The 14,572-nt window shown below is 62.1% G+C and carries 12 protein-coding genes; 8 read left to right on the forward strand and 4 right to left on the reverse strand.

From position 1 onward, the window contains the following. Positions 1 to 223: 223 nt before the first annotated feature. Together KVQ74_RS21870 and KVQ74_RS21875 are read left to right on the forward strand one after the other, a co-directional pair. Positions 224 to 1,357 carry a lactonase family protein gene (locus tag KVQ74_RS21870; protein WP_217833444.1) on the forward strand — a complete coding sequence of 378 codons (1,134 nt, stop codon included), beginning with the start codon at positions 224 to 226 and terminating at the stop codon, positions 1,355 to 1,357. 101 nt (positions 1,358 to 1,458) lie between these two features. Beyond that, positions 1,459 to 3,027, forward strand: a complete 1,569-nt coding sequence (locus KVQ74_RS21875; protein WP_217833445.1) for a sensor domain-containing diguanylate cyclase — start codon at positions 1,459 to 1,461, stop codon at positions 3,025 to 3,027. Between the two features lie 30 nt (positions 3,028 to 3,057). Here the strand turns inward: KVQ74_RS21875 and KVQ74_RS21880 are convergent, their stop codons facing one another. Continuing rightward, complete coding sequence (locus KVQ74_RS21880) at positions 3,058 to 4,629, reverse strand: winged helix-turn-helix domain-containing tetratricopeptide repeat protein (RefSeq protein WP_217833446.1); 1,572 nt, start codon at positions 4,627 to 4,629, stop codon at positions 3,058 to 3,060. Between the two features lie 264 nt (positions 4,630 to 4,893). On the opposite strand from KVQ74_RS21880, the gene KVQ74_RS21885 reads away from it, so the two are divergent. The 5 genes from KVQ74_RS21885 to KVQ74_RS21905 all read left to right on the forward strand — a co-directional run bounded on the left by KVQ74_RS21885 (position 4,894) and on the right by KVQ74_RS21905 (position 10,487). After that, complete coding sequence (locus KVQ74_RS21885; protein WP_217833447.1) at positions 4,894 to 5,658, forward strand: SDR family oxidoreductase; 765 nt, start codon at positions 4,894 to 4,896, stop codon at positions 5,656 to 5,658. Positions 5,659 to 5,696: 38 nt separating this feature from the next. Continuing rightward, positions 5,697 to 6,110, forward strand: coding sequence for a cupin domain-containing protein (locus KVQ74_RS21890; protein ID WP_217833448.1), 414 nt, complete (start codon positions 5,697 to 5,699; stop codon positions 6,108 to 6,110). A 73-nt stretch (positions 6,111 to 6,183) separates the two neighbouring features. Then, the gene (locus tag KVQ74_RS21895; RefSeq protein ID WP_217833450.1) at positions 6,184 to 7,275 is read left to right on the forward strand and encodes an HlyD family secretion protein; all 1,092 of its coding nucleotides are present in this window, start codon (positions 6,184 to 6,186) and stop codon (positions 7,273 to 7,275) included. After that, positions 7,272 to 8,846: an MFS transporter gene (locus KVQ74_RS21900; protein WP_217833451.1), complete on the forward strand. Its 1,575-nt coding sequence runs from the start codon at positions 7,272 to 7,274 to the stop codon at positions 8,844 to 8,846. Before KVQ74_RS21895 ends, KVQ74_RS21900 begins: the two co-directional genes overlap by 4 nt. 177 nt (positions 8,847 to 9,023) lie before the next feature. After that, positions 9,024 to 10,487: an aldehyde dehydrogenase family protein gene (locus KVQ74_RS21905; RefSeq protein ID WP_217833452.1), complete on the forward strand. Its 1,464-nt coding sequence runs from the start codon at positions 9,024 to 9,026 to the stop codon at positions 10,485 to 10,487. Between the two features lie 39 nt (positions 10,488 to 10,526). On the opposite strand, the gene KVQ74_RS21910 is transcribed toward KVQ74_RS21905, so the two are convergent. From KVQ74_RS21910 to gabT, 3 genes are all read right to left on the reverse strand, one after another. Continuing rightward, a complete protein-coding gene (locus KVQ74_RS21910) occupies positions 10,527 to 11,015 on the reverse strand; it encodes an Lrp/AsnC family transcriptional regulator (RefSeq protein ID WP_027616181.1) in 489 nt (162 codons plus the stop codon). A gap of 46 nt (positions 11,016 to 11,061) precedes the next feature. Next, positions 11,062 to 11,718, reverse strand: a complete 657-nt coding sequence (locus KVQ74_RS21915; protein ID WP_217833453.1) for an HAD family hydrolase — start codon at positions 11,716 to 11,718, stop codon at positions 11,062 to 11,064. A gap of 96 nt (positions 11,719 to 11,814) precedes the next feature. Then, complete coding sequence (gene gabT, locus KVQ74_RS21920) at positions 11,815 to 13,107, reverse strand: 4-aminobutyrate--2-oxoglutarate transaminase (protein WP_217833455.1); 1,293 nt, start codon at positions 13,105 to 13,107, stop codon at positions 11,815 to 11,817. A 285-nt stretch (positions 13,108 to 13,392) separates the two neighbouring features. On the opposite strand from gabT, the gene KVQ74_RS21925 reads away from it, so the two are divergent. Then, the gene (locus KVQ74_RS21925; protein ID WP_217833456.1) at positions 13,393 to 14,319 is read left to right on the forward strand and encodes a 2-hydroxyacid dehydrogenase; all 927 of its coding nucleotides are present in this window, start codon (positions 13,393 to 13,395) and stop codon (positions 14,317 to 14,319) included. Positions 14,320 to 14,572: the final 253 nt, after the last annotated feature.

A 14,572-nucleotide genomic window follows, 5' to 3' on the forward strand; every position in this document is an offset into this window, starting at 1 on the left:
CACCGAGTAGCGCATGGCCTGGCTGTGGAGCATGAAGTCGGCAAGTCATCTGATGACATCAGAAAACCATCAACAAAATTCCCCCTCACCCAACGGCGGTGCGTGCGGGAAAGCTCCGATTGGCTCCTGATTTAATACGGTTTGCCCCTGCAAAAAACCGTTGATGCCATTCAATTCAAGTCATAGGATGACTGACCACAATCATAAAAATAATGGATTACTCATGAATAAAACTCTCCTGGTAGCCTGCGCCATTACATGCGGACTCAGCCTGCACGCGAATGCCGCCACGTTTGCCTACATCTCCAGCCCGGCCGACGGATTGATTTCCCAATATCAACTGGATGAAAGCAACGGCGCGTTGAGTCTGATCAATCAGGTCAGCGCGGGTGATCAGGTCAATCCGATGGCGCTTTCGCCGGACGGCAAAGTGTTGTTCGCGGCGCTGCGGGTCAAGCCGTTTCAGGTCCAGAGCTTCAGCATCGATCCCGACACCGGACGTCTCACGCCACGGACCAAGGCACCTCTGGCCGAGAGCATGGCCTACCTGTCCACGGACAGACAGGGACGCTATCTGCTCGCCGCTTCTTATGGCGCCGACTTGCTGAGCGTGCAGGCCATCGACAAGGCTGACACGCCGTCCACCGACATCCGCACCTACAAAACCGGTCTGCACGCACACTCGTTGCGTACCGACCCGAGCAATCGATTCGCCTACGCGGGTAACCTGGGTGCTGACCGGGTTCTGCAATACAGCCTGGACGCCAGCACGGGTACGCTCACGCCGATCGGCGAGGGTTATGTCAGTGTCCCGGCCAACACCGGGCCTCGGCATCTGGCCTTCTCCCCTGATGGCAAATTTCTGTATGTGGTCGGCGAAATGAGCGGCACGGTCAGCGCGTTTTCAATCAATGCCGACAGCGGTGCCCTGACCCCGATTGCCGTCGCCAACGGCATTCCCGAGCGTTTGAAACTGGCCCATGGCGAAGTGCGCGACGCACGCAATAACGACTTGAAGGACGACCCTACCCCGCGTATCTGGGCGGCTGATCTGCGGATGTCGCCAGATGGAAAGTTGCTGTTCATGAGCGAACGCACCAGCAGCTCCGTCTCGGTGTTCGCGGTGGATACGGCCCACGGTAGCCTGAAGTTTCTCGACAACTACCCGGTTCAAGAGAAACAGCCCCGCAACATCGCCCTCTCCCCCAACGGCCACTGGTTGATTGTGACGGGCGAAAAAAGCGACAAGGTCGGCTCCTACGCGGTGGCCAGTAACGGTGCGTTGAAGCGAGTGGCCGAAGCGGCCTCGGGCAAAGGCGCGTTGTGGATCGAGGTCCTGCAAACCGGCGGGCAGTGAATGGTGGCGACAGGAAAAGTCGCCTGTGTGCCCAATTCTGCGCACGCCTTGTCATAATCCTCTGACGCACTCGTTTTATCGCAGCGCCAGAGGAGACCTTGATGCTCGGACGCACCCCACCAGAGCCGGACACAGACAACGTCACGTCACGCTCTTCCATCAACGCCGCCCGCGCCGGTTCGATCTTCCGGCTGACGGTGAGCTTCATGCTGATGGTGGTTTTTGCCTTTCTGGCGGTCGAGAGCTGGCGGACCTGGCGCGACTATCGTTCGGCGTTCGCCTCTGCGCGCGACTCGGTGACCAACCTGGCCCGCGCGACCGCACAGCACGCCGAAGACACCATTCGCCAGATGGATGTGCTGACTGCAGCGCTGAGTGAGCGGGTCGAGGGTGACGGCCTGCAGAACCTCGACGTGCCGCGTATCCATAACCTGCTGGTGCAGCAATCGAAAATCATGCCGCAACTGCATGGCCTGTTCATTTACGGCGCCGACGGGCAATGGATCGTCACCGACAAGGAGGTCACGCCGGAGACCGCCAACAACTCCGACCGCGATTATTTCCAGTACCACCGCACTCACGATGACCGCCATGTGCGCATCGGTGAGGTGGTCGAGAGCCGCTCGACTCACGACCTGATCATTCCCATCTCCCGTCGCCTGAACAACCCCGACGGCTCGTTCGCGGGCGTGCTGCTGGGCACGGTCAAGGTCAGCTACTTCGTCGACTACTACGGCGACTTCAGGATCGATGACAAGGGTGCGCTGGTCCTGGCCAAGCGTGACGGCACGATCCTGGTGCGCCGGCCGTTCATTGCATCGGTGATCGGCAAGAGCCTGTCCGGCAGCGAGATCTTCAAACACTATTTGCCCAACTCCAGCGAAGGCGTCGCGGAGGTCAAAGCCGTGGTCGACGACACCGAGCGCCTGTATGGCTATCGGGCGCTCTCCACCTACCCGTTGGTGGTGGAAGCCGGTATTTCCCGTGAGTCGATCATCGCGCCATGGCGCCAGGACCTGTTGAAAAACGGCTTCGTCCTGGTGTTCCTCAGCCTGGTGATGACCGGTTTCGGCCTCGTCGTGCTGCATCAGCTGCGCCAGCGAATCGCGATGGAACGCGAGATCCGCCACGCCCATCAGGCCATGCGCGACATGGCGCTGACCGACAGCCTCACCGGGCTGGGCAATCGTCGGCGTCTGGACAATGCGCTGGCCGATGAAATACGTCTGGCCCGGCGCCAGGGGTCGGCGCTGTCGTTGATCATGCTCGATGTCGACTATTTCAAACGCTACAACGACCAGTACGGCCACGCCGCTGGCGATGATTGCCTGAACGCGGTCGGGCGTGCGGTCCAGCAAGCGGTCAGACGCCCCGCGGATCTGGTCGTTCGCTACGGCGGCGAAGAGTTCACGGTGCTGCTGCCCAACACCGACAGCGCCGGGGCCATTCAAGTCGCCAGAGACATTTTGCAGGGCATCCGCTCACTGAAACTGGAACACGCCGGGCATCCACTGGGTTACGTCACCGCCAGCGCCGGGATCACCACACGGCATCCGGTCGATGCCGAGCTGACGCCGGCCCATTTGCTGAAATCGGCGGATACCTGTCTGTATCAGGCCAAGCAGTCGGGCAGAAACCGTTGGTGTTCGGCGGATGAGTCGGGGCAGTGAGCATCCCGCTCGGATGACGCGCTCCGGCAGTTACTCAGGCAACCCCGCCAGCCGCAACCCGTCGACAAGCCGGGCAAAATCCTCGGGCCGCTGGATCGGCAGCCACCCCTTCAACCGGGATACGCGAATGGCAGGATCCAGCGCCCGCAAACGGGCCAAGGCCACCGCTGCTTTGTCCCCTCGCCCGCACAGCGCATGACCGGCAGCCAACAAGGCCACTGCCGGCAGCAGACTGGGCAGATTGCCCAAGGCTTTTTCCGCCCAGGATGTGGAGAGATCAAAGCGGCCGGCAAAGAAATGCGCCAGCGCCACGCCCACCTGCATACGGAACATTTCCGGGTCCACGGGACTCAGGCGCACGGCGTGATTGAGGTTATCGATGGCCGCATCGGTTTCGCCGCGCAAGGCGCGCAGGATACCGCCCAGATACCAGGCGGGCGCCAGGTTGGGGTTGAGCAGTCGGGCGCGATCGAGCAAGGCGATTCCACAGTCGACATCCCCGGTCAGATGGGCCAGGGCATGGCCGCAGCGGGTCAGCGCCACCGCGTCATCACGACCAAGCTCCACTCCCAGGCGCGCCAGCCGCGCGCCTTCGGCCACTTCGCGGGGCGGGTCGATCATCCAGCCGTTGAGTTTGCGCCAGAAATGACACCAGGCCGCCATGCCGTAGGCTGAGGCGAACTCCGGATCCAGTTCGATCGCGCGATAGAACAGCGCCAGCGACTCGCCGATGGCATCACGGGTGGCGATGTGCAGCTTGGCCGTGCCGCGCAGGTAGTAATCGTAGGCATCCAGGCTGTCGGTGGGTTTGCGTTTGGCCCGCTCGATTTCCGCCCGTTCCAACTGCGGAGCAATGGCACCGACAACGCTTTCGGTGACCTGATCCTGCAACTCGAAAATGTCATCCAGCAGGCCTTCGAAGCGCTCGGCCCACAGGTGGGTGCCGGTGCTGGCATCGAGCAACTGGCCGGTGATCCGCACCTTGTTGCCGCATTTGCGCACGCTGCCTTCCAGTACATAACGCACGCCCAGTTCCTGGCCAACGCCACGGGCATCCACCGCCCTGCCCTTGTAGGTGAAACTGGAGTTGCGGGCGATGACGAACAGCCAGCGCAGGCGCGACAACGCGGTGATGATGTCTTCGGCCATGCCGTCGGCGAAGTAGTCCTGCTCCGGGTCGCCGCTGAGGTTCTGGAAAGGGAGGACGGTGATCGACGGCTTGTCGGGCAGAACCAGCGCGACGTTCGGCGGCGGCAGTGGCTCAGGTGGCGAAAGAGCCTGCGCCGGGCTTTCACTCAAAGTGATTTCACCGACAAAGCGGTAGCCCTTGCGCGCCACGGTTCGCACCAGCCGCTGCTGCTCACCGGTGTCGCCGATGGCCTTGCGCACGGCGTTGATGTGGCTGGTGACGGTCGACTCGGAAACGATCCGGCCACTCCATACGGCGCTCAGCAATTCGTCCTTGCTGATCACCCGCTCGTGATTGCTGACCAGTTGCAACAACAGGTCAAAAACCTGCGGCCCGATGGTCACGACTTGCCCGCGCCGGGTCAGCTCCCGACGCTGCTGGTCGAGCACAAAATCTTCAAACACGAATTGCACGGTGACCGGTTCCCGTTCTGGCGCCCCCGACTCCGTGTCCGAGTGGGCGGTTTATTGTGCGCTCAATGATACGGCAGACCTTGGCCCACCGCATCGGTCCGGGAGAGTGGTCTACACAACAAACGCAAGATTGGATCGTTTGGACGCAAATCCACGATTTCGCCAAGGTAAATCCAAGACCGACGCAAGGATTTGCCCAGCCGTCCGAGGCATGCTCAAGGCACATCGACAGCAATGGTTGCTGTCGGCAAGCGGAGAGACGCCATGAAGATCGTCGTTATCGGAGGCACCGGCCTCATCGGATCGAAACTTGTAAAGAATCTGCGCGAGCGCGGCCATGACGCCCGCCCTGCATCGCCCAACACCGGGGTGAACAGCATCACCCGCGAAGGCCTGGCCGAGGCGATGGATGGCGCCGAAGTGGTGGTCGATGTCTCCAACGCGCCGTCGTGGGAAGACCAGGCGGTACTCGATTTCTTCGAAACCTCCACCCGCAACCTGCTGGCCGCCGAAGCCGCCGCCGGGGTTCGCCATCACGTCGCGCTGTCGGTCGTCGGCAGCGAGCGACTTCCGGCCAATGGCTACTTCCGCGCCAAAGTCGCGCAAGAGAATCTGATCAAGGCATCCAGCATCCCCTACACCGTGCTGCGGGCCACTCAGTTCTTCGAATTTGTCGGCGGCATCGCCCAGTCGGCCACCGAAGGCGATGAAGTGCGTCTGTCGCCGGCCCTGATCCAGCCCATGGCCTCCGACGACGTTGCGGCAGCACTGACGGATGTGGTCCTGGCTGCGCCGGCCAACGGCACGCTGGAAGTGGCCGGCCCTGAAGCCATGCCGCTGGACGAGTTGATCCGGCGCTATTTCCGCGCCACTCACGACACCCGCAAGGTCATCCCGGACGTCCACGCACGCTACTTCGGCGATGTGCTCGACGACCAGTCGCTCACTCCGCTGGGCAGCAACCCGCGCCTGGCCCCGACGCGCTTCGAGGACTGGCTGGCCCGTTCGACCACGCCAACCCAACGCTGAGGCGCTGAAACCCGATTCTTATCTGAAGGAGTATTGCCATGTTCAGCCGAATCCTGATCGCCGCCGCTATCGCGGCCCTGTCGATCACCAGCGTCTCGGCCGCCGAGCCGCAACCGGGCAAGGTCACCGTGGTGTTCGACCATGTCCTGCCCAATGTTCCGGGCAAGACCATGAAAGGTGTCGTCGTGGAGTATGCGCCTGGTGGCGCATCGCCTGCTCACTTCCATCCGAAATCCGCCTTCATCTACGCCACCGTGCTTGAGGGCGCGATACGCAGCAAGGTCGGCGACGCGCCGGAGAAGGTCTACAAGGCCGGGGAAAACTTCGTCGAACAGCCGGGTGACTTCCATGCCGTGAGCGCCAACGCGAGCGCTACCGAACCGGCGCGCCTGATGGCCGTGTTCGTGCTCGACAGCAGCGAGACCGACCTGGTCAAGCCCGTGAAGCCGTAACCGATCCACATCCCGGTCAACCTTCGGCGGCCCTCGGCTGCCGGAGGTATTGGCCATGTGCAGGACCCTCAACATGAACGCGCCCCAGTACACCGTCACCAGCGATCAAAATGCCGATACCACGCCCCCGGCGCCACGCAAAAGCAAGCGCAAGTCAGTGGGACTGCTGCTCTGTGCCAGTGCTCTCGCGGTCCTGACGGGCGGTTACTTCATGCTGTTCGGCGGCGCCACCATCTCCACCGACAACGCCTACGTGCGTGGCGACGTCACTTCGCTGGCGGCCAAGGTGGCCGGTTATGTCACCACTGTAGAGGTGCGCGATAACCAGCAAGTCCATCGCGGTGATGTGTTGTTTCGCATCGACGATCAAGACTATCGCGCACGCCTCGCTCAGGCCGAGGCCAACTTCAAGTCGGCCCAGGCACGCTTGAGCGATGTCGATGCCCAGACTCAACTGCAACATGCCCAGATTCGCCAGGCCGAGGCCGAACGACGTTCAGCCTCGGCGCAGATGAACCTCGCGAGCAAGACCCACGAACGCAACCGCAAGCTGATCGTCAGCAATGCGGTGAGCCAGGCGCTCGTCGATGAAACCGCCGCCGCCCAGACCCGCGCCTCCGCAGCGGTCGAAGCCGCCTCGGCAACGGTCGAGGCGCAACAGCAGCGCATCGCCGTGCTCCTGGCCCAGCGCGGCGCGGCCTTGGCGGCCGTGGCGCAGGCCCAGGCCGCCAGCGATCTGGCGCGGATCGACCTGGACAGCACCGTGGTGCGCGCGCCCGTGGACGGTGTGGTCGGTAACCGCCAGGTGCGCGTCGGCCGTTTCGTCACGCCGGGCGTCGCCTTGCTCGACATCGTTCCGGTCCAGGATGTGTGGGTTGTCGCCAACTTCAAGGAAACCCAGCTGGAACACATCAATGCCGGCCAACGGGTACGCATCACTGTCGACGGCTACCCCAACGACGCCCTTGAGGGTGTAGTCGACAGCTTCGCCCCCGGCAGCGGCTCGGCCTTCAGCCTGCTGCCCACCGACAACGCCACGGGCAACTTCGTGCGGGTGGTGCAGCGGGTGCCGGTGAAAATCCGCCTGGCCCACAATCCGTTGCCCGGGCGCATCGTGCCGGGCCTGTCGGCGCGGGTTGAGGTGGAGCGCGGAGGTGGATCATGAAGCGGCCTGGCAGAACCCGTCCCGGCGCCCTGCTGCTGATCGGCATCCTGCTGGCCAGCCTGACTGAAGCGATTGCCGGCACCGCGCTGGTACTGGGACGTAACGACATCATCGGCGACACCTACGCCACGCCCGATGAGTTTGCCTGGCTGGACATCGGCTACACCGCCTTCAAGATGATCGGCTTTCTCACCGCGTCAGGATTGCTGGCCCGCTTCGCCCCACGCAAGGTGATCGTCGGCGCCACCCTGGTCATGGGCCTGGCTTGCACGATGGCGGTCTTCAGTACCCGTCTCGAGCTGCTGGTTGCGTTGCGCATCGTCCAGGGTTTTGCCGGCGGGACATTGCTGGTGGCAGGCCAGATGCTGATTTTTCGGGCCTATCGACGCACGCTGCAACCGCTGCTGCAGGCCCTGTTCGCCATCGGCGCGGTGGTTGCCTCCGCGACCCTGACGCCCGCGCTGCAAGGCTGGCTGGTCGACAGCCAGTCCTGGCGCTGGATATTTCTCAGCGTCGTGCCACTGGCGCTGACCGCCAGCGGCCTGATGCTACTCACCGACACCCCGACACCCGCCAAGGCCAGTCAGCGGCCCTTTGACTGGCTCGGTGCTGCGCTGAGCGCTACCGCCCTGCTCTGCCTGACCTACGTACTCAGCCAGGGCGAGCGCTGGGACTGGTTTGAGGAACCGCGCATTGTCTGCCTCACGCTGATCGGCAGCGCAGCCCTGCTCGGGTTTCTTGGCCAGCAACTGTTGACGAACGGTCGGAGGCTGCTCGATTTCAGCCTGTTCAGCTCGAGCGATTTTTCCTTTGCCTTCATCGTCAGTTTTATCGCTGGCGCCGCCTTGTTCGGCAGTGCCTACCTGATTCCGGCCTTTGCCTTGTCGGTGCTCGGCTTCACCCTCACCGACGCCGGCCTGCTGTTGTTGCCCAGCGGCGCATGTTTTGTCGGCGCCCTGCTCATTTCGGCCTACCTCATGCAGGCACGCAGAGTGGCGCCGTTTGCAACAGTGCCCTTTGGCATCCTGATGATCATGATTGCGATGTGGATGCTGTCCGGCTCGACCAGCGAAAGCGGCAGTCAGGACATGATGGCCGCCATCCTGTTGCGTGGCCTGGGGCTGGGCTTCCTGTTTCTGTCGATCACGCTGATCGCCTTCACTCAACTCAACAGCCGCAACCTGGCGGCCGGCATCGGCCTGTTCAACACCGGCCGACAATTGGGCGGGCTGATCGGTGTGGCCGGGCTACAGACCCTCATCGAGCATGGGCACGCGGCCAACGCCGTGATCCTCGGCACTGGCGTCACGCCCGGCACTCCTGCGCTGATCGAACGGCTGACCAGCACAACCGCATTGTTGATGGGCAAAGGCATGGACACTGCGACGGCTGGCCGGGCCGCAATCGATCTGCTGGGGCGCACGGTGTCCGGGCAATCGACCGTGATTGCCTTCGACAGCGCGTTCATGGCGGTGACATTGCTGTTCGCGCTGGCGGCACCGATGCTGGTGGCGATCAAGATTGCCTTTGCCAGGCATGCGAAAGGCTCGGCTGCATCGATGCACCGCTAGCTCGCCGGATACAGCAGATTATCCCTTGCCAACTGGAATAACGGCACATTCAGCCTGGGGTGTTTTGTTAGCTTAACGAGAGGAAATTGCGCCGGGTTTGCACGAGGCGCCACGGCGATGCTTCGGCTCGCAATCTCCGTTAACAGCGCCTTATTTCTGCTCCAGGGAGCGAGTTGGATGACCACACAATCTTCGAACAGCGACTGCGTCGATCCGCAAACAGCCCGACAGTTTTACATCGACGGACGTTGGTCTTTGCCGGCAATGCCTGCCAGCGTAACAGTGATCAATCCGGCCACCGAGGCCGTGGTCGCAGAGGTTGCCTGCGGGTCCGGGCAAGATGTTGATCGCGCCGTGGCGGCGGCTCGTGCCGCATTTGCAGGCTGGTCTGCCTCCTCCCCGGCTTCGCGTGCGCAGATTCTCGGAAAGATCCATGAGCTGATCCTTGAGCGAAAGGAAATCCTGGCTCAGGCCATTTCTCTGGAAATGGGCGCCGCCATCAGTTTCGCGCGGGCCATGCAAGTCCCCTTGGCGGCTGAACACGTTCGGGTCGCACGGGACATTCTGTCAACCTACCGCTTCCAGACGCTTGAGGGCAGCACCGCCATTGAACGTGAAGCGATAGGCGTCTGCGGCCTGATTACCCCGTGGAACTGGCCGCTTTATCAAATCACCGCGAAAGTCGCCCCGGCGATTGCCGCCGGTTGCACGGTGGTCTTGAAGCCCAGCGAATTAGCCCCTTTGAGTGCCCTGCTTTTTGCGCAAATTGTCCATGACGCAGGCTTGCCGCCCGGCGTATTCAATCTAGTCAATGGCAGCGGCCCCGAGGTCGGTGGCGCGATGGCTGCGCATCCCGATATCGACATGATTTCAATCACCGGTTCCAACCGCGCAGGTGCGTTGGTCGCACAGGCGGCCGCCCCGACGGTCAAGCGGGTCACCCAGGAGCTGGGCGGCAAATCGCCAAACCTGCTGCTGCCCGACGCCGACTTCGCCAAAGCCGTGCCTGCGGGCGTGATGTCGGCCTTTCGCAACGTCGGCCAGTCGTGCAGCGCGCCGACGCGCATGATCGTTCCCCGCGACCGCTTGGCGCAGGTCGAAGCGCTGGCGGCTGCCACCGCCAACGCGATCATCGTCGGTGATCCGCAATCGGAAGAAACAGTGCTCGGCCCGATTGCCAACGAAGCGCAATTCAAGCGCGTGCAAGTGATGATCGACGCAGGTTTGAGCGAAGGTGCAAAACTGGTATGCGGCGGACCGGGGCGCGTGGCGGGCCATGAAGTTGGCTTCTTCACTCGTCCGACGGTTTTCTCCGAGGTCGACCCAGGCATGCGGATCGCCCAGGAAGAGATCTTCGGCCCGGTGCTGTGCATCATCGCCTACGACTCCATTGATGAAGCAGTCACCATCGCCAACGATACGCTCTACGGACTGGGCGCTCATGTGCAGTCGCAAGATCTGCAACTTGCACGAGCCGTTGCTTCTCGCATTCGCTCGGGGCAAGTGCTGTTGAACTACCCCGCCTGGAATCCCATGGCGCCCTTCGGTGGCTATAAACGCTCGGGCAATGGCCGTGAATATGGGGTTCATGGTTTCGAGGAATACCTGGAAACCAAGGCTATTGTCGGGTTTGGCGTGTAGCAGAAACAGCGCCGAGTTGATAACTCGGCGCCAGAGGGGTCAGTGCCGCAGCAACTTGCGCAGCGGCACGCCATCCTTGAGCACGGGGGATTTGATGACGATGTAGCTGAAGTACTTGGAGATGCCGATGTTCTTGTCCAGCAGGCTTTCAATCACTTCCTGGTAATGCTGGATACTGCGGGTCATGAAGCGCACCAGGTAGTCGTAACCACCGCTGATCAAATGGCATTCGAGGACTTCATCGACAAGGCGGATGTTGGACTCGAATTTGGCGAAATCTTCGCGTTTATGGTCGCTGAGGGTGATTTCGGTGAAGACCGTCACCGACTCGGTAATCTTGGCCAGGTTCAAATGCGCCTTGTAGCTGGAAATGTAGCCGGCCGACTCCAGCCGTTTGACCCGTTGCAGACAGGGGCTGGCCGATAACCCTACGGCATCGGCCAGGCTGACATTGGTCATGCGCCCGTCCTTTTGCAGCTCAACCAGGATGCTGATGTCGATGCGGTCCAGTTTGACTAAACCTTCCATTGCGTACCTCGTGACTGCCGTTTTGTAAGACAATCTTCTAGCAAAATCAGCGCCGCAATGACAACTGATGCTGAGCCACCAGATCGGCCATGCTGTTGATGCAGTAGTGCGCAGCGCATGGCGTCGCTTGTTTGACCCGTTCGCGGCCGATCAGGCACACATCGGTAATCGCCTGCCGACGAGCTGATGGCCGGGTCACCAGAAGGATCTCGGCGGGTTCCAGCGCGTTTGCCTTCAACCAGTCGGCATCCTGCAGCGGGTCGCAGGCCAACGAGATGAAATCGTCCGCGACAATCCCCAGGCGCTCACACAGCCCCCCTCGATCCTCGACATCCCGATCGCCCGTCACCAGCAGGCGATAGAACTTGCGCAAGTACAACATCGCTCCGGGAGCGTCCTCGAACAACGACCAGCCAGCCGCCGAGCGGGCGAAACTCATGCCCTCCTCCCAATTGACTTTCAACGCCCAGCGCTCAGCCAATTGGCGGTGGGCGAAACACAGTAATCCACTGAAGCCTAGCTCAGCGAAGCGCGGATACAGCGCCCACACCACCTCACGATATTCGGCCAGCACCTGTTCCTTGTCCGGGCGCCCGCCCCGGCTGTCGAGCAGCGGTTGCAACGCCGCCCAGACCCCCGAGTCGCGATCGACCAGGACTTCATCGCAATCGATGAGCAGCGCTCGATAATCAGTCAGCCCCATGATGTACACAGCCTCCGATGATGCATTCCATCAACCCATGCGCCATAAAGGTTCACGGACGATGCCTTGCAGCAGCGCCCGTGAACGCTCAGGACGTCAGTTCAATACCCGTGCCAGAGCCGCTTGCAGAATCTGCAGTGCCTCATCAACCTGTGCCTCGGTAGCCACCAGCGGTGCGAGGAAGCGCAGCACGTTGCGGTACACGCCGCACTTGATCACCAGCAGGCCACCCTTGCGCGCCTCGTCGATCAGGCGTTGGTTCAGGTCGGCGTCCGGGGTGCGCGCCTCGTCGTTCTTGATCAACTCGATCGCCAGCATGAACCCGGTGCCACGCACGTCGCCAATCTGCGGGTGGCGACTCTGCAAGCGCAACAGCCCCTGGCGCAGGCGCTCGCCCAATGCATCACCGCGCGCCAGCAACTGTTCCTCTTCGTACGCATCGATGACTGCCAGTGCCGCCGCGCACGACAACGCGTTGCCGCCGTAAGTCCCGCCTAGCCCGCCGGGCAATGGCGCATCCATGATCTCGGCCCGGCCGACCACACCGGACAACGGCAGGCCACCGGCCAGGCTCTTGGCCACGGTCACCAGGTCAGGCTGGATGCCCGCATGCTGGAAACCGAACCACTTGCCGGTGCGACCGAAACCGGTCTGGATTTCATCGAGGATCAGTACGATGCCATGCTTGTGCGTCAGCGCGCGAAGCGCCTGAAGGAACTCAGCCGGGGCCGCGAGGAAACCACCGTCGCCCTGCACCGGCTCGATGATGATCGCCGCGACCCGCTCCGGCGCGACCTGAGTGGCGAGCAGTTCGTCCAGTGCCTTGAGCGCGATCTCGCTGGTGACGCCGCGATAGGCATTCGGATACGGCGTGTGAAACACCTCCGGCGCAAACGGCCCGAAGTTCTGTTTGTAAGGCTGGCTCATGCCGGTCAGTGTGGTGCCGAGCAAGGTCCGTCCGTGGAAACCGCCACGGAAGGAGATCACCGCCGAACGATTGGTGTGCGCCCGGGCGATTTTCACCGCGTTCTCCACCGCTTCGGCGCCGGAAGTGAAGAACGCGGCTTTGTACGACTCCTTGCCGCCAATCATTTCGCACAGGCGCTGGGCCAGATCCAGATAAGGCTTGTAGGCCACCACCTGGAAGCAGGCATGGGAAACCTTTTGCAACTGCGCCTGAACCGCCGCCACCACTTTCGGGTGGTTATGGCCGATGTTCAACACACCGATACCGCCGACGAAATCCAGGTAACGCTGGCCGTCCACGTCCCACAATTCGGCACCTTGGGCGCGATCGATCACCAACGGATGAGCGGTCACCAGGCCCCGCGGCACGAATTGATCGCGCTGACGGAGCAAATGAGGGGTTTGGTCGACTTTGCTGTTCATGGCATTTCCCATCGTGAGTGCGGCAGCCCGGAATGACTGCATGAGGTATGTGCAGATGGTGTCCAGATTAAGGCCTGCACGAAACGAACTACGCCGAACTTGCCCCCTGAGAAATTCGGATCGACTGTTTTCACCCCGCCAAACGGCAGATTCCTTCACCCCGTCGAATCTGCCGCCATCCTGCTTATCCGACGTGGTGCGACCCGTTTAATCCGACGCTTTCAACAGATCCTGCTCCAGCGTTGCGCGATGATGAGAGCACTTTCAACCCTCCAGGAATTGACCATGGCCCTGCTTTACAAAGCTGACCCCGTGCGCGGCGAACAGTGGAAAACCCTGTTCGCCGAAAACGCCCCGGATATCGAATGGCGCGCCTGGCCGGATATTGGCAACCCCGAGGACATCGAGTACCTCGCCGCATGGCAGGCGCCGGATGATCTTGAAGCATTGCTGCCGAATCTGAAGGTGCTGTTCGCCTTGTCCGCCGGGGTCGATCAACTGGACCTCGGCCGCATCCCGCAACGTCTTCCAGTGGTACGCCTGCTCGATCCGGGCATCACCCGTGGCATGTGCGAGTACGCCAGTTTTGCCGTGCTGAGCCTGCACCGGGACATGCTGCGTTATCGCCAGCAGCAGATAGCCCGCTGCTGGCAGGCGCACCTGCTCCAGCCGTCGCATAAACGCCGGGTCGGTGTGATGGGCCTCGGCACTCAGGCGCAACAAATTCTCGCCACCCTGCAACCCATGGGCTTTGCACTGAAAGGCTGGGCGCGCAGCGCGCATCACATCGACGGAGTGGAATGCTTTGCCGGGCGCGAGCAACTGCCGGCGTTTCTCAGCCAGTGCGACATCCTGCTGTGCGTGCTGCCCCTGACTGAACAGACTCAGGGCATTCTTGATCGCGAACTGTTCCGCCAACTGCCCCGCGGCGCGGCACTGATCAACATGGGCCGTGGTGGGCATCTGGTGGAAAGTGACCTGCTGCAGGCATTGGGCAACGGACAGCTCAGCGGCGCCGTACTGGACGTTTTGCAAGAAGAACCGGCCCCGGCGGACCATCCATTCTGGAGTCACCCGCAGATTCTGCTGACCCCGCATATCGCGGCGATGACCCAGCCTGAAAGCGCGTTTGAAGTGTTGCTGGAGAATATCCGACGATTCGAACGCCGCGAGCCCATGACTGGCCAGATCGACCGCGCCAAAGGTTACTGATCCAGATCCCAATAACTTGCTTCCACAGAGCAAAAGAGCAAAGAGCAAAAGCCCCTCACCCTAGCCCTCCCGAAACGTCGGACCGCCCGGAGGGAGAGGGAACTGACCACAGCGGCAGCAAGGAATATGTACACCCGCCAAAACCAGGTCGGCCCGAAGGCCGCCTCCGCGGGCAAGCCCACGCCCACAAAAGCAAAAGCAGCCTGCGAAGTCCGCCCCCGCTTCCCACCACTCAACACAATGAGCGTTAGCT

This window comes from Pseudomonas botevensis, assembly GCF_019145475.1.
Lineage (GTDB): Bacteria > Pseudomonadota > Gammaproteobacteria > Pseudomonadales > Pseudomonadaceae > Aquipseudomonas > Aquipseudomonas botevensis.

Bases quoted from the DNA above. Each gene is read 5' to 3' on its own strand.
- KVQ74_RS21900 (WP_217833451.1), top strand. From the start codon at position 7,272: ATGAAGCGGCCTGGCAGAACCCGTCCCGGCGCCCTGCTGCTGATCGGC.
- KVQ74_RS21890 (WP_217833448.1), top strand. From the start codon at position 5,697: ATGTTCAGCCGAATCCTGATCGCCGCCGCTATCGCGGCCCTGTCGATC.
- KVQ74_RS21910 (WP_027616181.1), bottom strand. From the start codon at position 11,015: ATGGAAGGTTTAGTCAAACTGGACCGCATCGACATCAGCATCCTGGTT.
- KVQ74_RS21915 (WP_217833453.1), bottom strand. From the start codon at position 11,718: ATGGGGCTGACTGATTATCGAGCGCTGCTCATCGATTGCGATGAAGTC.
- KVQ74_RS21905 (WP_217833452.1), top strand. From the start codon at position 9,024: ATGACCACACAATCTTCGAACAGCGACTGCGTCGATCCGCAAACAGCC.
- KVQ74_RS21875 (WP_217833445.1), top strand. From the start codon at position 1,459: ATGCTCGGACGCACCCCACCAGAGCCGGACACAGACAACGTCACGTCA.
- KVQ74_RS21885 (WP_217833447.1), top strand. From the start codon at position 4,894: ATGAAGATCGTCGTTATCGGAGGCACCGGCCTCATCGGATCGAAACTT.
- KVQ74_RS21870 (WP_217833444.1), top strand. From the start codon at position 224: ATGAATAAAACTCTCCTGGTAGCCTGCGCCATTACATGCGGACTCAGC.
- KVQ74_RS21895 (WP_217833450.1), top strand. From the start codon at position 6,184: ATGAACGCGCCCCAGTACACCGTCACCAGCGATCAAAATGCCGATACC.
- gabT (WP_217833455.1), bottom strand. From the start codon at position 13,107: ATGAACAGCAAAGTCGACCAAACCCCTCATTTGCTCCGTCAGCGCGAT.
- KVQ74_RS21925 (WP_217833456.1), top strand. From the start codon at position 13,393: ATGGCCCTGCTTTACAAAGCTGACCCCGTGCGCGGCGAACAGTGGAAA.